The sequence below is a fragment of the Candidatus Nitrospira neuquenensis genome, assembly GCF_979578155.1.
In genome coordinates, this window is sequence record NZ_CEFZDU010000036.1 from 126,039 (window position 1) to 144,380 (window position 18,342).

At 70.5% G+C, this 18,342-nt stretch carries 20 protein-coding genes and 1 pseudogene; 15 read left to right on the forward strand and 6 right to left on the reverse strand.

Going from position 1 to position 18,342, the window contains the following annotated elements; all coding sequences use genetic code 11:
• Position 1 precedes the first annotated feature (1 nt).
• Genes AC1U7O_RS14750 through AC1U7O_RS14780 form a run of 7 tightly spaced genes read left to right on the forward strand, consistent with a single transcriptional unit; the run spans position 2 to position 5,293 of the window.
• On the forward strand, positions 2–262 hold the full coding sequence (locus AC1U7O_RS14750; protein WP_479895593.1) for a glutathione S-transferase N-terminal domain-containing protein: 261 nt from the start codon (positions 2–4) through the stop codon (positions 260–262).
• A 24-nt stretch (positions 263–286) separates the two neighbouring features.
• Complete coding sequence (locus tag AC1U7O_RS14755) at positions 287–1,423, forward strand: KamA family radical SAM protein (protein ID WP_479895594.1); 1,137 nt, start codon at positions 287–289, stop codon at positions 1,421–1,423.
• A complete protein-coding gene (locus AC1U7O_RS14760) occupies positions 1,420–2,619 on the forward strand; it encodes a 2'-deoxycytidine 5'-triphosphate deaminase (RefSeq protein WP_479895595.1) in 1,200 nt (399 codons plus the stop codon). The genes AC1U7O_RS14755 and AC1U7O_RS14760 overlap by 4 nt, the downstream gene beginning before the upstream one ends.
• A gap of 8 nt (positions 2,620–2,627) precedes the next feature.
• Complete coding sequence (locus tag AC1U7O_RS14765) at positions 2,628–3,029, forward strand: hypothetical protein (protein WP_479895596.1); 402 nt, start codon at positions 2,628–2,630, stop codon at positions 3,027–3,029.
• Positions 3,030–3,036: 7 nt separating this feature from the next.
• Positions 3,037–3,729 carry a TIGR04283 family arsenosugar biosynthesis glycosyltransferase gene (locus AC1U7O_RS14770; protein ID WP_479895597.1) on the forward strand — a complete coding sequence of 231 codons (693 nt, stop codon included), beginning with the start codon at positions 3,037–3,039 and terminating at the stop codon, positions 3,727–3,729.
• Positions 3,730–3,768: 39 nt separating this feature from the next.
• The gene (locus AC1U7O_RS14775; RefSeq protein ID WP_479895598.1) at positions 3,769–4,542 is read left to right on the forward strand and encodes a TIGR04282 family arsenosugar biosynthesis glycosyltransferase; all 774 of its coding nucleotides are present in this window, start codon (positions 3,769–3,771) and stop codon (positions 4,540–4,542) included.
• Between the two features lie 16 nt (positions 4,543–4,558).
• Entirely contained in the window at positions 4,559–5,293 is a 735-nt protein-coding gene (locus AC1U7O_RS14780) for an SDR family NAD(P)-dependent oxidoreductase (protein ID WP_479895599.1), read from the forward strand.
• A gap of 26 nt (positions 5,294–5,319) precedes the next feature.
• Here the strand turns inward: AC1U7O_RS14780 and AC1U7O_RS14785 are convergent.
• The 3 genes and pseudogenes from AC1U7O_RS14785 to AC1U7O_RS14795 form a co-directional block, all read right to left on the reverse strand.
• Positions 5,320–5,487: pseudogene (locus AC1U7O_RS14785) on the reverse strand (GTP pyrophosphokinase); the annotation flags it as partial.
• A 110-nt stretch (positions 5,488–5,597) separates the two neighbouring features.
• Complete coding sequence (locus tag AC1U7O_RS14790) at positions 5,598–5,921, reverse strand: glutaredoxin family protein (protein WP_479895600.1); 324 nt, start codon at positions 5,919–5,921, stop codon at positions 5,598–5,600.
• 22 nt (positions 5,922–5,943) lie between these two features.
• On the reverse strand, positions 5,944–6,180 hold the full coding sequence (locus AC1U7O_RS14795) for a BolA family protein (protein ID WP_479895601.1): 237 nt from the start codon (positions 6,178–6,180) through the stop codon (positions 5,944–5,946).
• 65 nt (positions 6,181–6,245) lie between these two features.
• Between AC1U7O_RS14795 and AC1U7O_RS14800 the strand changes: the two genes are divergently transcribed.
• Complete coding sequence (locus tag AC1U7O_RS14800) at positions 6,246–7,520, forward strand: hypothetical protein (protein WP_479895602.1); 1,275 nt, start codon at positions 6,246–6,248, stop codon at positions 7,518–7,520.
• Between the two features lie 3 nt (positions 7,521–7,523).
• Positions 7,524–9,176 carry a bifunctional metallophosphatase/5'-nucleotidase gene (locus tag AC1U7O_RS14805; protein WP_479895603.1) on the forward strand — a complete coding sequence of 551 codons (1,653 nt, stop codon included), beginning with the start codon at positions 7,524–7,526 and terminating at the stop codon, positions 9,174–9,176.
• 248 nt (positions 9,177–9,424) lie between these two features.
• Here the strand turns inward: AC1U7O_RS14805 and AC1U7O_RS14810 are convergent, their stop codons facing one another.
• Genes AC1U7O_RS14810 through AC1U7O_RS14820 form a run of 3 tightly spaced genes read right to left on the reverse strand, consistent with a single transcriptional unit; the run spans position 9,425 to position 12,526 of the window.
• A complete protein-coding gene (locus tag AC1U7O_RS14810) occupies positions 9,425–10,843 on the reverse strand; it encodes a tryptophanase (RefSeq protein WP_479895604.1) in 1,419 nt (472 codons plus the stop codon).
• Complete coding sequence (locus AC1U7O_RS14815; RefSeq protein WP_479895605.1) at positions 10,840–11,802, reverse strand: helix-turn-helix domain-containing protein; 963 nt, start codon at positions 11,800–11,802, stop codon at positions 10,840–10,842. The genes AC1U7O_RS14810 and AC1U7O_RS14815 overlap by 4 nt, the downstream gene beginning before the upstream one ends.
• Entirely contained in the window at positions 11,795–12,526 is a 732-nt protein-coding gene (locus AC1U7O_RS14820) for an iron-containing redox enzyme family protein (RefSeq protein WP_479895606.1), read from the reverse strand. The genes AC1U7O_RS14815 and AC1U7O_RS14820 overlap by 8 nt, the downstream gene beginning before the upstream one ends.
• A gap of 298 nt (positions 12,527–12,824) precedes the next feature.
• On the opposite strand from AC1U7O_RS14820, the gene AC1U7O_RS14825 reads away from it, so the two are divergent.
• From AC1U7O_RS14825 to AC1U7O_RS14850, 6 genes are read left to right on the forward strand one after another with little or no spacing between them, the layout of a single operon-like run.
• Positions 12,825–13,406, forward strand: a complete 582-nt coding sequence (locus AC1U7O_RS14825) for a VOC family protein (protein ID WP_479895607.1) — start codon at positions 12,825–12,827, stop codon at positions 13,404–13,406.
• Positions 13,407–13,446: 40 nt separating this feature from the next.
• The gene (locus tag AC1U7O_RS14830; RefSeq protein WP_479895608.1) at positions 13,447–14,553 is read left to right on the forward strand and encodes a homogentisate 1,2-dioxygenase; all 1,107 of its coding nucleotides are present in this window, start codon (positions 13,447–13,449) and stop codon (positions 14,551–14,553) included.
• Positions 14,553–15,545, forward strand: coding sequence for a fumarylacetoacetate hydrolase family protein (locus AC1U7O_RS14835; protein WP_479895609.1), 993 nt, complete (start codon positions 14,553–14,555; stop codon positions 15,543–15,545). The genes AC1U7O_RS14830 and AC1U7O_RS14835 overlap by 1 nt, the downstream gene beginning before the upstream one ends.
• Positions 15,542–16,297, forward strand: a complete 756-nt coding sequence (locus AC1U7O_RS14840) for a hypothetical protein (RefSeq protein WP_479895610.1) — start codon at positions 15,542–15,544, stop codon at positions 16,295–16,297. Before AC1U7O_RS14835 ends, AC1U7O_RS14840 begins: the two co-directional genes overlap by 4 nt.
• A 15-nt stretch (positions 16,298–16,312) precedes the next feature.
• Positions 16,313–17,317 (forward strand): thiamine pyrophosphate-dependent dehydrogenase E1 component subunit alpha, encoded by a 1,005-nt coding sequence (locus tag AC1U7O_RS14845; RefSeq protein ID WP_479895611.1) that lies wholly within the window; start codon positions 16,313–16,315, stop codon positions 17,315–17,317.
• The gene (locus tag AC1U7O_RS14850; protein ID WP_479895612.1) at positions 17,314–18,318 is read left to right on the forward strand and encodes an alpha-ketoacid dehydrogenase subunit beta; all 1,005 of its coding nucleotides are present in this window, start codon (positions 17,314–17,316) and stop codon (positions 18,316–18,318) included. Before AC1U7O_RS14845 ends, AC1U7O_RS14850 begins: the two co-directional genes overlap by 4 nt.
• Positions 18,319–18,342: the final 24 nt, after the last annotated feature.

Genomic DNA, 18,342 nt, shown 5'->3' on the forward strand with positions numbered 1-18,342 from the left:
GATGATGACCCTCTACCACGTGAGCTGGTGTCCCGAGTGCGAGCTGGTGCGGCGGAAGCTCGCCGACCTCCGCGTGCCCTACGAGGACGTCGTCGTCCCGGACTTCCGGCCCCTCCGCAAGCAGGTCTTCGAGGTGTCGGGCCAGTATTTCGTGCCGGTGCTCAAGGACGGGGACAGGGTCCTGACCGAGACGCAGGAGATCCTGGACTACCTGGAGGAGCAGTACGCAGGCGGCAGCCGGCCGGGGGCCGGAAACCAGTAGCCGTTCACCCCAGCGGGAGCGACCATGGAGGACTGGAGACGCATTCTGGCCGAGAGTCTGGTCAAGCCGAGCGACCTCGCCGAACGGCTGGGGCTAGACCCCAAGGAGGTCGAGGAAATCGCCGGTGAGTACCCCGTGCGCATCACGCCGACGGTGCTGGGGATGATCAAGGCGCGGGGCGACGCGATCTGGAAGCAGGTCGTGCCGGACCCCGCCGAGATGGAGGACTTCGACGCCCCGCACGATCCGCTGGAGGAGGACACCATGAGCCCGGTGCCGCATCTCGTGCACCGGTACCCCGACCGCGTCCTGCTCATGGTCACGAACCAGTGCCCGATCTACTGCCGCTTCTGCACCCGCAAACGGCTCGTCGGCAAGCCCGGCTTCCTCAAGAAGGGCGAGCTGGACCGCGCCATCGCCTACCTGCGCGAGCACACGGAGGTGCGCGACGTGATCCTCTCCGGCGGCGACCCGCTGCTGCTGCCCGACCACCTGCTGGAGCGGGTGCTCAAGGCGCTGCGGACGATCCCGCACCTGGAGCTGATCCGGATCGGCTCGCGGGTCCCCGGCACGCTGCCGCAGCGGATCACCCCGAAGCTCTGCGAGATCGTCCGGCGCTACCATCCCATCTACATGAACCTGCACTTCAACCATCCGGACGAGCTGACGCCGGAGGTCAAGGAGGCCTGCGGCCGGCTCGCGGACGCCGGCGTGCCGCTCGGAGCCCAGACCGTCCTGCTCAAGGGCGTGAACGACGACCCGGAGGTGATGAAGCGGCTCGTGCACCAGCTCCTGCTCGCCCGCGTGAAGCCCTACTACCTCTACCAGGCCGACCTGACCAAGGGCACGAACCACTTCCGGACGAGCGTGGAGACCGGGCTGAACATCATCCGCGCCCTGCAGGGCCACACGAGCGGCATGGCGGTCCCGCACTTCGTCATCGACGCGCCGGGCGGCGGCGGCAAGATCCCGCTGCTGCCGCAGGACTACCTGGTCAGCCTCGACCGGGACGGGGCCGTGTTGCGCAACTACGAGCGCCAGACCTTCCACTATCCGCAGCCGCCCGGCGGCCACGGGACCGCCGGCCCGCGCGAGCTGCCGATGGTCGGCGCGCACTCCCGGGCGAGCGACTGCTGCGAGGGAGGCCTCGACGACCTGTGACGCGCCACGCGGGGCGGGGGGGCATCCTGCCCTACCAGCAGTTGCGGAGCCTGATCGCGAAGGGCGTGATCCGCGCGGAGGCGCCCATCGAGCCCCGCCAGGTCCAGCCGGCGAGCCTCGACCTGCGGCTGGGCGCCAAGGCCTACCGGCTCATCAGCAGCTTCCTCCCCGAGCAGTCGGAGATCCGCAGCCGGCTCGGCCCTGCGGCAGGCTCGGGACGGGCTGCGGCGTCGGGCTCGGCGCCGGACGTGCTCGACTTCTACCAGTCCGACCTCGTCATGTACGAGATGGACCTGCGACACGGCGCGATCCTGGAGCGCGGCCACGTGTACCTCGTGCCGCTGATGGAGAGCCTGCGCCTGCCGACGGGGCTGCGCGCCCGGGCGAACCCCAAGAGCACCACGGGGCGGCTGGACGTCTTCACGCGGGTCATCACGGACCTGAACGCGGGCTTCGACGAGATCCGCGCGGGCTACCGGGGGCCCCTGTACCTGGAAATCGTGCCCCGCTCCTTCACGATCAAGGTGCGCACGGGGATGTCGCTGAACCAGATCCGCCTCGTCCGCGGCGCCCCGGCGGTGGGCGACGCCGAGCTGCGCGCCCTGCACCGCGAGACGCCCGTGCTCTTCCACAACCAGCCGGGGGCGCGGCCGGTGGCGGCCCGCGACCTGCGCGCCGACCGCGGGCTCTTCCTGCGGATCGACCTGACGGGGACGGACCGCGAGGACGGCATCGTCGGCTACCGGGCCAAGAAGAACAGCCACGTCATCGACCTCTCGAAGATCGGCCACTACACCGCGCGGGACTTCTGGGAGCCCATCCCCCGGCATCGCAACGGGAGCCTGCTGCTGGAACCGGAGGAGTTCTACATCCTCGCCTCCAAGGAACGCCTCCGCGTGCCGCCCGGCTACGCCGCGGAGATGGTCGCCTACGAGGCGGCCTGCGGCGAGCTGCGGACGCACTACGCCGGCTTCTTCGACCCCGGCTTCGGCTACGGGCGCGGGGAGCTCGCGGGCACGCAGGTCGTGCTGGAAGTGCGGCCCCACGACGTGCCCTTCCTGATCTACGATGGACAAACCTTCTTCAAGGTTGTATATGACAGCATGCTCGCGACGCCCACGCAGCTCTACGGCGCCTCCCTGGGCTCCTCCTACCAGCGTCAGGGCCTGACCCTGAGCAAGCACTTCAAGGCCTGAGCGGACCCATGGACGAGCCGCGCCGCCGGGACCCCGCCATCGCGCCCAAGGCGCCGCCCCCGCACGACCCCGACTCGGAGTCGAGCGAGGACCGCCAGTTCGCCACCGCCGAGAAGCTCGTCGGGACGGCGATGATGTTCATCGGCTTCCTGAACGTGCTGCTCTCGATCAGCGGGGGGTTCGAGATCAACGTCTTCCCGCTCATCCTCTACTTCGCGGGCCTGGCCATCTGGGCCCACTCGGCCATCGACAACCCCACGGCCCGCTACGCGGTCATCACCGTGGCGATCGTCCTGGGCCTGGCCTTCTTCCACTACGGCGAAGTCCATTTCTGGCACAAGCAGGTCATCTTCTGGACGACGGTCCTCCTGGTCAGCTTCTTCATGTTCAAGGGAGCCTCGAGCAAGTAACCCGCCCATGCGCATCTCCGTCGTCGTTCCGGCGCTGAACGAGGAACGGACCCTGGGGACGACGCTCGCGCGCGCGCTCACGCTCGGCTTCGACGAGGTGATCGTCGTGGACGGCGGGAGCCACGACGGCACATGGGAGGTGGTCGCCGCGGCCGGAGCCGGCGAGCCCCGCGTCAGGCTGTTTTCGGCTCCGCCCGGCCGCGCCGTCCAGATGAACGCCGGCGCGGCGGCCAGCCGCGGCGACGTGATCCTGTTTCTGCACGCCGACACGGCGCTGCCGGAGGGCGCCCGCGAGGCGATCGAGCGGGCCCTGGCCGACCCGGCCTGCGCCGGCGGCCGCTTCGACGTCCGCTTCGACCGGAGCACGGGCCTCGCGCGGCTGGTCAGCCGGATGATGAACCTGCGCTCACGCTGGACGGGCATCGCGACCGGGGACCAGGCGATCTTCGTCCGGCGCGTCGTGTTCGACCGGCTCGGCGGTTTCCCCGCCCTGCCCCTGATGGAGGACGTGGAGTTCTCGCGCCGGCTGAAGCGCGCCGGCAGGGTCGCGGCCCTGCCCCAACAGGTCGTCACCTCCTTCCGTCGGTGGGAGGCCTGCGGCCCCGTGCGCACGATCCTCCTGATGTGGCTCCTGCGGTTCCTCTACTGGGCGGGGGTCAGTCCTGTGTCGCTCGCGCGGTTCTACGCGCAGGTGAGATGATGGTGACACGTTTTGAGTCGTGAGGGCGGAGTGTTCAGTGTGGTCCATCAACTCAACCCTCACCACTCACCGCTCAACACTCCGGCCGCGTTGGTGATCTTCGCCAAGGCGCCGGTGCCCGGCGAGGTCAAGACGCGGCTCTGCCCGCCGCTCACACCCGACGAGGCCTCCAGCCTGCACGGGAGCCTCGTGCTCGACGTGCTGGAGAAGGCCCGCGGCGCGGCCGGGATGGACCGCCACCTCGCCTGCCTGCCGGCGGCCGACCACGTCTTCTTCAAGATCATGGAGGAGCGGTACGGCGTGCGCCTGCTCGATCAGGCCGGCCGGGACCTGGGCGAGCGGATGGAGGGGGCCTTTCGGACGCTCTTCGAGCGGGGCTACCGGCGGGTGGTGCTCGTGGGAACCGACGTGCCGCTCCTGCCGACCTCGATCTTCGCGCAGGCGAACGGGCTCCTCGGCTCGCACGACCTCGTGCTCGGTCCGGCGCTGGACGGCGGCTACTACCTGATCGGCCTCACCAGAGCCGTGCCCCCGCTCTTCACGGACATCCCCTGGTCCACCGACCGGGTGTGCGCGATGACCCGGGCGAAGGCCGAGGCCCTGGGGCTCAAGACCGCCCTGTTGCCGGCGATGCGCGACCTGGACACGATCGAAGACCTCCTGGCGATCACCCGGGAGGCCGGGCTGGACAAGGCGTCGGGCGCGCGGAAGGGGCGCCGCCCGCCCGCGAACCCCGCCCTCACCAAGCGCACGGCCGGCGTGCTGGCGTTGCTCGCGGAACGGGTGCCCGAGCGGCTCGGCAAGGACTCATGACGGGAGGACAGCTCTCATGGCGGAACGGGTAGCCCTCATCACCGGCGGGGCGCGCGGGATCGGGCGCGCCATCGCCCTGGACCTGGCCTCGCCCGACTGGGCCGTGGCGATCTGCTACCGGACCAGCCAGGCTGAGGCGGAGAAGACGCGGAACGCGGCCGAGGAACGCGGCGCCCGCGCGCTGGCGATCCGTTGCGACGTGTCCGACCCCGCCCAGGCCCGCGACCTCGTCCGGCAGGTCGAGCAGGCCTGGGGGCGGCTCGACGCGCTGATCAACGGCGCCGGCCCCTACCATCGGGTCAATCTGATGGAGGAAACGCCGGAGGGCTGGGCGGAGATGTTCGCGAACAACCTCCATCCCCTCTTCTACCTGGGCCAGGCGGCGGCGCCGGGGATGAAGCGCCGCGGCTACGGCCGCATCGTCAGCTTCAGCATGGCCAACGCCGACCAGATGGTCGCGCAGCCGGACGTGACCGCCCACTACATCGCGAAGGCCGGCGTCCTGATCCTGACGCGCACGCTCGCCAAGATGCTCGCGCCGCACGGGATCACCGTCAACGCCATCTCGCCGGGGTTCATCGACTCGGGCAGCGCGCCGCCGGGCGAGCTGGCGGGCGTCGTCAAGCGCATCCCGGCCGGCTACATCGGCCAGGTGGCCGACACGGTCGCCGCCGTGCGCTTTCTCCTGTCGGACGAGGCCCGCTACGTGACCGGCACCAACATCCATGTCAGCGGGGGATGGGGGATTTGACCGCAGCGGCACGGCGTTCGGCCCCTTCACGACGGGGGGAGGCGGCGCAGGGTTGCGATGGCCCGACGATACTTGGCGACACGCACATGGTCGCGTGCCGTCGGGTCGGCGAGGCGGGGCAGATCGCAGTTGTCCTCGAGGTCGGCCAGCTTGACGCGCCGCCCGATCGGGTTCGCCGCGGCGCGGAGCACGAAGACCGCCGCCCCGCCGAGGAGCCTCGTCGTCACGGCGACGGACATCGAATGGCGGGACCGGCGAGAGCGCCCGACCACGACCGGGCGGGTCGGCGGCGCCCGACGCCGCGCTACTTGCCGAAGGCCGCCCTCAGGAGGGGTTCGACCTCGCCCTTTTTCTCCATCGGGTCGAGGATGTCGGTGTCGCCGTAGAACTGGCCGTTGATGAAGACCTTGGGGAGCGTCGGCCAGTTGGTCATCTTGCTCAGCGTCTCCCGCTTGGCCGGGTTCTGCAGCACGTCGATAACCTCGTAGGGGTAGCCGTACTTGTCGAAGAACTGCATGGTCTCGCGGGTGAACCCGCACATGGGCATCTGCTTGGTGCCCTTGCCGTAGATCAGGATCTTGTGCTGCTTGATTTCCTGCTGGATTTCCTCTTCAATCGGGTCAGCCATGGTCCGGCCTCCTCGTGAGGGATCATTCGTCGGGAGTGGCGGCGGTCAGTTCCAGCGCGTGGATGCGCCCGTCCTTCATCGGCTCGTCCAGCGCCTGGTAGATCATCCGGTGCCGGTCGAGCAGGGTCTTGCCCGCAAAGGCGGCCGACACGACGCGGACCGTGAGATGGTCCATCGTGCCGGTTCGGTCCGCCACCGTCACGCGCGCGTCGGGCATGGCCCGGCGGATGTAGCTCGTCAGCGCGTCAGGCGTAATCATCGGAACGGCGACTCCACGCGGTCATGGCGGGATTTCTAACACAGGGCCCGGCGGGAAGGCAATTCGTGACCCCTCCCATCGCCATGCCGGAGGAGATCGTGGCCGCCCTCGCCCGCGTGTCGGGCGAGCGGCGCGACCGGATCGAGGCGGAGGCCCGGCGCCGGCGGCCGGAGCCGAACGGCGACGCCGCCCGCCTGCGCGCGGCGGAGGCCCGGCTGTACCGGAGCGGCGCCGTCCGGGCCCTGCTCGAGGGCTACTATCCCGCCGCGACGGCCGACGGCCTCCTCCGGCGCTACGGGCTGGACCGGGGCGACCGCCGGCAGTCCACCTACATCTTCACGAGGGACGCCTGGACCGGCGCACCCCAGCCGGCGTCGGCCCTGGCCGCGACGCTCGCCCCCCATCCCCTGCCGCCGACGCCGCAGGTCGGCGGCGCCTGGGCCGGCCGGGCCGCGGCCCGCCTGGCGGCCCTCGACGTGCGCATCTGGAACGCCCCGATCTATCGGCTGGTCGGCTTGCCGCCGGACCGGCCGCCGGTCGCCGCCCGCTTCGCCCCGGCGCACTTCTTCGACTACCGGTTCACCGGCGGCCTCCTGACCGACGAGGTGCTCGAAGCGCTCGTCCGGCGCCAGGGAGACGTGGAGGCGGTGCTCGCCCGGCGCGAGGAGGAGCTGCCCCTGCGCGCGCGCCTGCTGCCGACCGCCGACGCCCTCGCGAGCCTCGACGCCCGCGTCTGCGCGGGCGGGATCGGCGCCGTCGTCGCAATGGCCCGGGCGGACGACTTCGTCATCCCGATCCAGACGCGGTCCGGCCACGTCAGCGAGGGTCACGGCCTCTGCACGACCCTGCCGAAGGCCTATCACCAGCCGACCGCCGGCGCCGAGGAGGAGGTGCACCTGCAATGGACGGTGTACCGGGAGCTGTTCGAGGAGCTGTTCGGCGGCGAAGAGGTCGCGCCCCACGACCGCCGCCGGCGCTTCGACTGGTACTTCGACGCCAGTCCGGCGCTCGACTATTTCCGAACGCATCCGGAGGCCTTCGACCTGGAGATCACCGCCTTCGGCCTCAACGCGTTGGGCGGCGGCTATGAGTTCGCCATGCTGCTGGCGATCCACGACCCGGGCTACTGGGCGACCTTCGGCCCGACGATGGCGCGGGCCTGGGAGGCGGACGGCCTGACCTTCCTCTCGACGAAGGACCGCGCCCGCATCGACGCCCTGCTCACCGACGGCGCCCTCGCCGGCGAGAGCCTGTTCCACCTGGCGGAGGGCCTCCGGCGGCTCCAGACCCTGGACCCACGCCGCGTCGCCCTGCCGCCCATGGACCGGGTGCTGGGCTGAGCCATGCCGGCCCCGTCGCCCCCCTCCCCCGCAGGGCTCCGGGCGGTCCGCCTCGCGGCCCTCGCCGCGCTCGCGCTCCTGCTCGCATGGCCCTCCGCCCCGGCCGGCGCGGGCGAGGACGCGCGGCGGACCCTCACCATCCTGCACAGCAGCGAACACCACGGCTCGGCGCTCCCCTTCGGGCCGCGCGGGCAGCCGAAGCTCGGCGGCCTGGCGCGCCGCGCGACGCTGGTCGAGCGCATCCGGCATGAGACCGACGCCCTGCTGCTCGTGGACTCCGGCGACATCCTCATCGGCACGGCCCTGTCCTCCTTCTTTCGCGGCGAGCCGGACATCCAGGCGATGAACCTGATGCGCTACCAGGCCATGGCCGCCGGGAACCACGATTTCGACTTCGGCCTGGACCATCTCCAGCGGCTCCAGGAGCAGGCCCGGTTTCCGATCCTCTGCTCGAACATCGCCGGCAAGACCGTCGAGCTGCCCTGTCGGGAGGTCGCGGTCGTCCGCGCGGGGCCGCTGACGATCGGCGTGATCGGCCTGCTCGGCCGCAGCAACTTTCCCGACAGCGTCAACCGCGAGGTCGTCAAGCTGCTGGAGTACCGCGACGCGGTCGAGACCGTGCGCCGCCTCGCCCGGCGCCTGCGCGCCGAGCAGGGGGCCGACCTCGTCATCGCCGTCACCCACGAAGGCACGGAGGAGGACCTCGCACTCCTCGCCCAGGCGCCGGAGCTGGCCGCGATCGTCGGCGGGCACACGGAGGGCTTCGACGGGCTCTACACGCCGGGCGCCGCCGCGCCCGTGGCCGAGGCCGCGACGGCCGGGCCGGTCCTCGTCAAGACGCACCGGCTGGGCCGGACGCTCGGGCGGCTGGACCTGACGCTGGAGCGGCGGGAGGGGGGCGGCTGGCGGGTCGTCCGCGCGCAGGCGGCCAATCTCCCGGTCGCGCCCGAGGTCGAGGCGCACCGGCAGGTCGCGGCGCTGCTCGACGGCTACGCGAAGCGGCTGGAGAGCCTGACCGGGACCGTCGTCGGCCAGGCGGCGGTGGCGCTCGAGGGGACGACTACGGAGGTGCGGACGAGGGAAACCAACCTGGGCGACTTGCTCGCCGACCTGCTGCGCGGGGAGTACGGGTCCGACGTGGCGTTGATCAACGGCGGGCAGATCCGCGACGGCATCCCGGCCGGGCCGGTGGACGTCGCGCGCGTCCTCCAGGTGCTGCCGTTCGACTCGCCGGCCGTCACCGTCTCGCTCACGGGCGCGCAGCTCCTCGCCGCCCTGGAGCACAGCGCCGCGCACCTGCCGAAGGCCGAGGGGCGGTTTCTCCAGGTCTCCGGGCTCACGGTCGCCTACGACCTCTCCCGGCCGCCCGGCGCGCGGGTGCGCGAGGTGCGGATCGGCGGCAAGCCGCTGGAGCCGGCGCGGCGCTACAGCGTGGCCACCGACGCCTTCCTCGCCGACGGCGGGGACGGCTATGGAATGTTCGCCGAGGCGCAGGACCGGGTCGAGCGCCAGACCCCCCTGCGCGACCTGCTCCTGAACGCGCTGCGCGCCCGCCCGCTCGCCGCCGCCGCCGACGGCCGGATCACCCTCGTCGGACGGCCCGCCGAGCCCCCATCGAGCCCCTCCCCCGCCCCGATGCCCATGGCGCCGCACTGAGGGCGCACGCAGGCCGAAGGAGGGAGAGGGTTGTGGCGAGGGGGCCGGCGCCCGCTTGAGGCGCTTTACCTTTCCGTGCGATCGGAACGCACCGCGACAGCGCGAAGGGCCTTTCGGGACGGCTCAGCAGCGTCGCGTCCCGCACATTCGTTGCATCGTCATGCCGGCGAAGGTTTACCCCGGACCTGTTCGATCCGGGGCCGGCATCCAGGATCTTGCCACGACCCTGGATTCCGGCTCGCGGCCGCTCAGCGGCCTTGGCCGGAATGACGCAAGGGATTGACGAGAGGCGACCCCAGCTCCTCGAACCGCGCGGTGAAGTGGCGGAGGACGGGCGCTTCGTAGGTCAGGCGGAGACCGGTGAGGCGGTCGCGGCGCTGGAAGATGTCGGCGATGGATTCCGCGACGTAGGTGATCTGCATGTTGGTGTACACCCGGCGGGGAACGGCCAGGCGCACCAGCTCCAGCTCGGGGTGAATCGGCCGGCCGGTCGCCGCGTCCTTCTTCCCGAACATGACGGTCCCGATCTCGACGCCGCGGATGCCGTGCTCGCGGTAGAGCGCGACGGCCAGCGTCTGGGCGGGAAAGGCCTCGCGCGGGATGTGGGGGAGGAACTCGCGGGCGTTGAGATAGACCGCGTGGCCGCCCACGGGCTTGAGGATCGGCACCCCCGCCTGGTCGAGCAGCTCGCCGAGGTAGCGCACCTGGCCGATCCGAAACCGCAGGTACTCCTCGTCCAGTACCTCCTTGAGCCCCCGCGCCATCGCCTCCAGGTCTCGGCCCGCGAGCCCGCCGTAGGTGGGGAACCCCTCGACGAGGATCAGCAGGTTGGTGATCTCCCGGGCCCATCGCTCGTCGTTCAGGCTCAGGAAACCGCCGATGTTGACGAGCCCGTCCTTCTTGGCCGACATGGTGCAGCCGTCGCCGTAGCCGAACAGCTCGCGGGCGATCTCGATGATCGGCACGTGCGCGTAGCCCGGCTCGCGCTCCTTGATGAAGAAGCAGTTCTCCGCGAAACGGCAGGCGTCGAAGAAGAGCGGGATGCCGTGGCGGTTCAGGAGCGCGCGGGTCTGGCGGATATTTTCCATCGAGACGGGCTGCCCGCCGCCGCTGTTGTTCGTGATCGTGATCATGGCCAGCGGAATGCGCTCGCGCCCCACCCGCCGGATCGTCTCCTCCAGCTGCACCAGGTCCATGTTGCCCTTGAAGGGCAGCTCGCAGTGCGGGTCGTAGGCCTCCTTGACGACGCAGTCCACCGCCTCGGCCCGTTGGTGCTCGACGTTCGCGCGCGTCGTGTCGAAGTGGATGTTGTTGGGCACGACCATGCCGGGCTTGACGACGGTGGTGAACAGGAGGTTCTCCGCCATCCGCCCCTGGTGGGTCGGGATGACCTCGCGGTAGCCAAAGATGGAGCGGACCGTCTCCTCGAAGTGATAGTAGTTCTTGCTCCCCGCGTAGGACTCGTCGCCCAGCATGAGCCCCGCCCACTGATCGTCGCTCATGGCCGAGGTGCCGCTGTCGGTCAGGAGGTCCACGTAGACGCTCTCCGCCGGCACCTTGAACAGGTTGTAGCCGGCCTCGCGGAGCAGCCGGTCGCGCTCCTCGCGCGTCGTGCGCTTGATGGGCTCGACCACCTTGATCTTGAACGGCTCGGACGGGAACCTCACGGCGCCTCCTTGAGAAAGCGGGCCGCCTGCGCCTTGAAGGGCCTGGCGCCCTCGTACGCGAAGACGTAGCGCGTCATGTCGAACAGCGGCGCGGGGTCCAGGTCGCGGATCAGCTCCGGCTTCCAGGTGATCTCAAGCTGGTTGATCATCGTGATCGGCGTCGGCTTGCCGACCACGCCGAGCGGCACCTGCCCGTAGGAGCGGGAGAAGATCAGGATCTCCCCGTCGAATATCGCGGCGTTGATGTCCTGGGCGGCGCCCTGCTTCTTGAAGTCCTCGGCCATGCGCTGAAACGCCGGCGAGCGCTCCAGCTCCTCGCGAAAGGCGTAGAAGATCCGGATGCCCGCCCGCTGCTGGTCGTCCATGACCTGGACCGCGTCGGCGACCAGGGCCGGTCGCCGCATCTGCGCGCGGGAGAGGATGAGCAGCCGCCGGATCGTCACCTTTCGCGCGACGGCCGCCTGGTTCGCGAGCAGGTAGTTGGGGTAGAGCGCCTCGCCCTTCTTCCAGATATTCCACCGCTCCATGATCGCGTCCACGGAGCGCTCGGCCGATTCCATCAGACGGACCGCCTCGGCGCTGGCCGCGGCGCCCTCGTACACGAGCGTCTGGGATTCGAGCTGGCGCAATTCGCGGCCGATCGCCTCGACCTTCCTGGGCAAGTAGCGGGGCCTGCGCGGGACGTGGAGCATCACGTCCACGGCGGTCAGGGCGAGGGTCCAGTACTCCTTCTCGGCGGGCGGAGCCTTGTCGCGCTGGGCGACGAGGAGCAGCTCGACGGGGCTGCGGTCCAGGAGCTTGGCGAGGCGGATGCAGACCTCCGGCTTGGGCACCTTGCGGCCGCGTCGCATGAGGTTGGCCTCGGGCTGGGCGATGCCGAGCTTCGCCGCGAGCGCGTAGTCGCTCGTCAAGCTGTAGCGACGCTTGACTTCCTCCAAGTAACGGGGCAGGTCAGACAAGGGCGACCTTTCCGGCATCCGTCCGCGACGCCGCGCGGCGCGCCTCCAACCCCATCCAGAACCCCTCCAGGTAGTCCAGCACGGCGGCCGTCCCGCGGCGGAAGTCCATCCGTTCCGCCTCGGTCATCCGGCCGCCCGCCGCGCCCCCGTCCACCGCCTCGACCGCCCTCAGCATCGCATCCTCGTGCGTCGCCTCCAGCTCCCGATGGTAGGTGAAGTAGGTCGGGTCCATGGCCGGGTACCGGGTTTCGCGCAGGCGCTTTAGGCCGGGGATCAGATGATCCCACATGGTGATGGCCATGTTCTCCAGCCCGAACGAGGCGCCCAGCGCGAGATGGTGGTTGCCGCCGCCGTAGAGCCGCTCCATGCCCTCGATGTAGGTCCGCGTCGAGGGCAGCATGGGCCGCGTCAGCGCCTCGTGGACGTCCACCCCCACGGAGCGCAGGAAGTCCCGGTAGAGCAGCTCGTGGCGGTTCCGCGCACGCCCCTCGCCCAGCTCCGAGTAGAGCACGCGCGTCAGCTCCTCGGCCACGGCCTCGTCCTCGGTGTTGACGAGCTGCGAGACGAGAATCTTCGGGAAAAAGCGGGCGAAGTTGTAGAACTCGACGGCGAAGGTCCGGAAGTCTTCGTCGCCGAGATCGCCGGCCCGGAACCGGGCCAGGTAGGGGTTGTTGACAGCCCCGTGGCGGAGGACGAATTCCCGCATCTCGCGATAGAACGACATGGCCCACCTCCTCGCCAAGTCCCCGGCGGGGGCGAGCGCCCCGCCGACCACCGTATGCGCCGATGATAGAGCGTTCATATGATCCGCGCAACACATTTTCTTCTACGCCGCGTCCTCCTCCCTTAAAAGACCGGCCTCTGAAGACATAACAGACTCTAGAATCTGGATAATTTTGGCATGTCGCCGGTCGATAGAATTTTCATATTGCACAATGCAGTTCTCCTGTTATACTGGGGCGCATGCGCTCCCGCACCAGCGACAGACCGGTCCACCACGAACCACCCCGGGAGGAGGCGCCATGAGCACCGCGAAGGGCATCGACCACATCACCCTCCTCGTCGAGAACCTCGACGCCGCCGAGCACCTCTTCACGACGATCCTCGGCTTCGAGACGATCTGGTCCGCCAAGAACGTCGGCACGGAGCAGTCCTGCATGGACACGGTGGTCGTGCAGCGCGGCGCCGCCAAGATCGCCCTGATCCAGGGGCGGGACAAGGTGGTGAAGTCCCAGATCACGGAGTTCATCGAACGCTACGGCCAGGGCGTCCAGCACGTCGCGATCGAGGTGGACGACATCGAGGCGCTCTGCGCCGAATGGGAGGCGAAGGGCGTGCGGTTCAGCGGCCCCCTCAAGGAGGGCCGGGACGGCTTCGGCCCGCTCAAGCAGCGGTTCACCTATCCCCTCTTTCCCGGCAGCGGCGTCTTCCTCGAATTGACCCAGCGCGAGCAGGCCGGCGAGCAGTCGAAGACCTTCGTCCGGGAGACGGTCGAGGCCCTTTACAAGGACATCGAAAGGGATCAGATTCAGGGGGTCCGGCAGACCATCATCGACTACGACAGGCTCCTGGCCGAGGGCCGGCGGTTCCGGCGGGCCTCCTGAGCGTAGGCCGCGGACGCCAGACGGATGGAGGAGGCGCCAGATGTATCTGCTGAAACGTGGTCAGGCTCCGGCTCAGGCCCACGTGGACATTCCCGACGGCCTCTGTGAAGAAGAGCACGGCCGCCGCGGGTTTTCCGGACCGTCGTCGCACCTCTACCGGCGCCATCCCCCCACGCGGTGGGTGCGAATCGACGGCCCCCTGCGGCCCCGCGCGTTCTCCTGCTCGTCGCTGCCCACGCCCGACCTGCGGTCGGCCGAGGCCCCGCCCCTCGAAGTGCTCCGCAGCGCGGACGCGCGCGTCTTCCTCTCCCGGCGGACCGAGACCATGCCCGGCTTCGCCCGGAACGCCGACGGGGACGAGGTGCACTTCGTCCACGACGGCCGGGGCCGGCTCGAGACCGACTACGGGACGCTCCCCTACGAGCCGGGTGACTACCTGCTCCTGCCCAAGGGCACGACCTACCGGATCGTCGTCGAGACCGGTCCCTCGCTCTTCCTCATCGTGGAATCGCCCGAGCCGGTCGTCCTGCCCGAGCGCGGACTGCTGGGCCGCCACGCCCTCTTCGACCCCGGCGTGCTCGTCGCGCCGGAGCTGCCGGCCTCTCCGGACGCGGGCGCGGACGGCCGCGAGTGGGAGGTCCGGATCAAGCGCCGCGGCGAGTTCACCCGCGTCGTCTACCCCTTCTGGCCGCTGGACGTGGCCGGCTGGAAGGGCGACCTCTGGCCGGCGAAGCTCAACGTGCGCGACTTCCGGCCCGTCACGAGCCCCGGCTACCACCTGCCGCCGAGCGTCCATGCGACGTTCCAGGCGGGCGGGCTGCTCCTGTCCACCTTCGCGCCGCGGCCGCTGGAGAGCGACCCGAGGGCGCTGCGCGTGCCCTTCTACCACCGCAACGTGGACTTCGACGAGGTGCTCTTCTACCACGCGGGGAGCTTCTTCAGCCGCGCCGGCATCGGGCCCGGCATGCTGACGCTCCACCCCCAGGGCATCCACCACGGCCCGCAGCCGCAGGCGGTCGAGGCGAGCAAGGGCAAGACGCAGACCGACGAGGTGGCCGTGATGATCGAGTCCCGCAGTCCCTTCGCCGTCCTGCCGGAATTCGAGCCGGCCGAGCTGAAGGACTACGCGATGAGCTGGAGCCGTTGATGAAGCTCGTGACGTTCGAGGTGCGCACGCCGGTCGGCCGGTTCCTGCGGGTCGGCGCGCTCGACGGCGAGCGGATCGTGGACCTCAACATGGCCGCGGCCCGCCGCCTGGCCGACCGTGGTGAGCCTCGGCCGCGCCGGCTGGCGGACGCGCTGGTGCCGCCGTCCATGCTCGACCTGCTCCGCGGCGGCGCCTCCGCCATGGCCGCGGCCCGCGAGGCCCTGGACTTCGTGCTCCGCGCCGGCGGCCGCCTGGAGGGGCCGGACGGCGAGACGATCGTGTACCGCCGCGACCAGGTCCGGCTCCGGGCGCCCCTGCCCGACCCGCCTTCGCTGCGGGACTTCATCGCCTTCGAGGCCCACGTCGCCGCCACCTCGCGGAAGCGGGGCCAGCCCATCCCGCCCGAGTGGTACAAGGCGCCGGCCTACTACAAGGGCAACCCCCGGACGGTCTTCGGACCGGACGAGGAGCTGCGTTGGCCGCTGGAGACGACGAAGCTGGACTACGAGCTGGAGCTCTGCTGCGTCATCGGGCGCGAGGGGATCAACATCCCCGAGCGCGAGGCGCCGGCCTACATCGCCGGCTACACGATCATGAACGACTTCAGCGCGCGCGACGTCCAGTTCCAGGAGATGGCCTGCCGGCTCGGCCCGGCCAAGGGTAAGGACTTCGGCACCGCGATCGGCCCCTGCCTCGTCACGCCGGACGAGATCGCCGACCTCGCCGCCCTGCGCATGGTCGCGCGCGTGAACGGCGCGGTCTGGTCCGAGGGGCGGTTCGGGACGATCCACTGGACCTTCCCGCAGATGATCGCGCACGTCTCGCGGGACGAGGCCGTCCATCCGGGCGACCTCCTCGGCTCCGGCACGGTCGGCGGCGGCTGCGGGCTGGAGCTGGATCGCTTCCTGAAGCCGGGCGACGTCGTGGAGCTGGAGATCCAGCCCATCGGCGTCCTGCGCACCACGATCGCCGCACGGGAGAAGGCCTCATGAGCGTGTCCGTCGAGCAGGGGACGAAGATCGCCGATCTGGTCGCGCGGCACCGGCGCCTGTACGAGGGGCCGGAGGTGGAGGCGAAGCTCCGGGCGATCATCAAGGACGCCCCGCAGTCCAAGCTCTCGGACTGGGACGTGCACCGCCTCCTGCGCAGCTCGCGGTCGGTGTACTTCGACACGCACGTGGAGGTCGTGTCCGGCCACCACACGGCGACCTACCTGCGGTTCGAGTCCATCGCCCGCTTCCCGCAGCTCGTCACGCTCATCGCGCGGGACATGGCCGACTGGATCCGGTCGCACTACGACAAGGACCCGGTCACCGGCCTCGTCGCCACCGCCTCGGATGCGCTCCAGCTCGCCGAGCGCGTGGCCGACCTGCTCCATCAGAAGATGCGGCTCCGGCTCGTGTTCACGCCCTACGACCGGGAGACGGGACGGATCGGCACGGAGGTCGCCACCGGGGCGATCCGGCGCGGCGAGCGCTTCCTGGTCCTGAACGACGTGACGACGCGCGGTCACTGCGTGCGCAAGCTCGGCACGGTCGTCACGGACCACGGCGGCGTCGTGGCCGGCATGCTGGTCTTCGCGCGGCGGGACAGCGGGCAGTTCCCGTTGGTGGACGAGCTGGCCGCGGCCCACCTCTTCTACTGGACGGCGGACCTCTCGATGCCGCAGTGGGAGCCGGCGCACTGCCCCCTCTGCCGCGCCGGGCAGCCCCTGGTGTCGTGGAAGGACGTGCCGGAGATCTGAAGAGGAGGAGGCTCCATGGGCGAGACGGGCAAGGACGCCGCGACGATCAAGCGCGCCGAGCTGCTGCAGATGTACTACCACCTGCGCCTGACGCGGGCGCTGGAGGACCGGGTCACGGCCCTCTACCGGCAGGGCCGGATCGTGGGCGGCGTCTACACCAGCAACGGCATGGAGGCCATCGCCGTCGGCTACGCCTCCGCGCTGGAGCGGGACGACGTGATCGCCCCCTACCACCGGGACATGGGCGCCTTCCTGATCCGCGGCATCACGCCCGGGGAGGTCATCGCCCAGTACCTCGGCAAGCGCGACGGCCCCGCCAGGGGCAAGGACGGGAACGTCCACATCGGCGACCTCAAGCGCGGCGTCATCGGCTTCGTGAGCCACCTGGCCGACAACCTGCCCGTCGCGACGGGTGCGGCCCTCGCCTTCAAGATCCGACGCGAGCCCCGCGTCGTCGTGACCAACACGGGCGACGGGGGCACGAGCCGGGGCGACTTCCACGAGGCGATGAACTTCGCGGCGGTCCGCAGGCTGCCCGTCGTCTTCTTCTGCAACAACAACCAGTACGCCTACTCGACGCCGGTGAAGTACCAGATGGCCGTCCCCGACGTCGCGATCCGAGCCGGCGGCTACGGCATGCCGGTCGAGATCGTGGACGGGAACGACGTGGCCGCCGTCTACCTGGCGGCGAAGCGGGCGGTGGCGCGGGCGAGGGCTGGCGAGGGCCCGAGCTTCGTCGAGTGTAAGACCATGCGGATGCACGGCCACTCGGAGCACGACTCGGCGAAGTACGTCCCCCGCGAGCTGTTGGAGACCTGGAAGGCCAAGGACCCGATCCTGCGGGCCGAGCGGCTCCTGCGCGAGCTGGGCCACGCCGACGACGACGCCCTGCGCCAGGTCGGCGAGCGCGTCGCCAAGGAGATCGAGGAAGCGGTGGACTTCGCCGAGCGGAGCCCGCTGCCCGAGGGACCGGAGACCCTCACCGGCGTCTTCGCGACCGACGAGGAGGTGCAGCCATGACGACGGCGGCCGTCCGGCCCGAGACCGGGCGGGAGCTCACCTACCTGGAGGCGATCTCCCTGGCCCTGGACGAGGAGATGACCCGCGACGAGCGGGTCTTCCTGATGGGCGAGGACATCGGCACCTACGGCGGCGCCTTCCGGATCACCGAGGGCTTCCTGGAGAAGTACGGCGAATGGCGCGTGCTCGACACGCCGCTGGCCGAGTCGGGCTTCGTCGGGGCCGCCATCGGCGCGGCGATGATGGGCCTGCGGCCGATCGTCGAGATGCAGTTCGCGGACTTCATCTCCTGCGCCTTCGACCAGATCACCGAGGTCGCCGCCAAGAACCACTACCGCTGGGGCGCGCCGGTGCCGCTCGTGATCCGCGCCCCCTTCGGCGGCGGCGTCCACGGCGGACCCTTCCACTCGGAGTGCCCGGAGGGCTGGTTCTTCCATTCGCCGGGCCTGAAGATCGTCGCGCCCTCGACCCCCGCCGACGCCCGGGGGCTGCTCAAGGCCGCCGTCCGCGACCCGAACCCGGTCCTCTACTTCGAGCACAAGTTCCTCTACCGACGGATCAAGGCGGTGCTGCCGGCGGGGGACGGCCTCGTGCCGATCGGCCTCGCCGACGTGAAGCGGCCGGGGCGCGACATCTCGGTGATCACCTACGGAGCCATGGTCCACGTCGCCTTGGAGGCGGCGCAGGCCCTGTCGAAGGAGGGCGTCGAGCTGGAGGTCGTGGACCTGCGCACGCTGGCGCCGCTGGACAAGGAGACGATCTTTCAGTCCGTGCGGAAGACCAGCAAAGCGATCCTGCTCCACGAGGACAACAAGACGGGCGGGATCGGCGCCGAGATCGCGGCGCTGCTCGCGGAGGAGTGCTTCGAGCACCTCGACGGGCCGGTGCTCCGGATCGCCGCGCCGGACACGCCGGTGCCGTTCAGCACGCCGCTGGAGGAGTTCTTCCTCCCGAAGGCGGCCGACGTGATCGCCGCCGCGCGGAAGCTGGCGGCGTATTGAAGACGTGAGCGGTGAAACGTTAGC

What these genes read in the sequence shown, in the direction of transcription:
- AC1U7O_RS14750 (WP_479895593.1), top strand. Translation starts at nt 2, where the DNA reads ATGATGACCCTCTACCACGTGAGCTGGTGTCCCGAGTGCGAGCTGGTG.
- AC1U7O_RS14755 (WP_479895594.1), top strand. Translation starts at nt 287, where the DNA reads ATGGAGGACTGGAGACGCATTCTGGCCGAGAGTCTGGTCAAGCCGAGC.
- AC1U7O_RS14765 (WP_479895596.1), top strand. Translation starts at nt 2,628, where the DNA reads ATGGACGAGCCGCGCCGCCGGGACCCCGCCATCGCGCCCAAGGCGCCG.
- AC1U7O_RS14770 (WP_479895597.1), top strand. Translation starts at nt 3,037, where the DNA reads ATGCGCATCTCCGTCGTCGTTCCGGCGCTGAACGAGGAACGGACCCTG.
- AC1U7O_RS14780 (WP_479895599.1), top strand. Translation starts at nt 4,559, where the DNA reads ATGGCGGAACGGGTAGCCCTCATCACCGGCGGGGCGCGCGGGATCGGG.
- AC1U7O_RS14790 (WP_479895600.1), bottom strand. Translation starts at nt 5,921, where the DNA reads ATGGCTGACCCGATTGAAGAGGAAATCCAGCAGGAAATCAAGCAGCAC.
- AC1U7O_RS14795 (WP_479895601.1), bottom strand. Translation starts at nt 6,180, where the DNA reads ATGATTACGCCTGACGCGCTGACGAGCTACATCCGCCGGGCCATGCCC.
- AC1U7O_RS14805 (WP_479895603.1), top strand. Translation starts at nt 7,524, where the DNA reads ATGCCGGCCCCGTCGCCCCCCTCCCCCGCAGGGCTCCGGGCGGTCCGC.
- AC1U7O_RS14820 (WP_479895606.1), bottom strand. Translation starts at nt 12,526, where the DNA reads ATGTCGTTCTATCGCGAGATGCGGGAATTCGTCCTCCGCCACGGGGCT.
- AC1U7O_RS14825 (WP_479895607.1), top strand. Translation starts at nt 12,825, where the DNA reads ATGAGCACCGCGAAGGGCATCGACCACATCACCCTCCTCGTCGAGAAC.
- AC1U7O_RS14830 (WP_479895608.1), top strand. Translation starts at nt 13,447, where the DNA reads ATGTATCTGCTGAAACGTGGTCAGGCTCCGGCTCAGGCCCACGTGGAC.
- AC1U7O_RS14835 (WP_479895609.1), top strand. Translation starts at nt 14,553, where the DNA reads ATGAAGCTCGTGACGTTCGAGGTGCGCACGCCGGTCGGCCGGTTCCTG.
- AC1U7O_RS14840 (WP_479895610.1), top strand. Translation starts at nt 15,542, where the DNA reads ATGAGCGTGTCCGTCGAGCAGGGGACGAAGATCGCCGATCTGGTCGCG.
- AC1U7O_RS14845 (WP_479895611.1), top strand. Translation starts at nt 16,313, where the DNA reads ATGGGCGAGACGGGCAAGGACGCCGCGACGATCAAGCGCGCCGAGCTG.
- AC1U7O_RS14850 (WP_479895612.1), top strand. Translation starts at nt 17,314, where the DNA reads ATGACGACGGCGGCCGTCCGGCCCGAGACCGGGCGGGAGCTCACCTAC.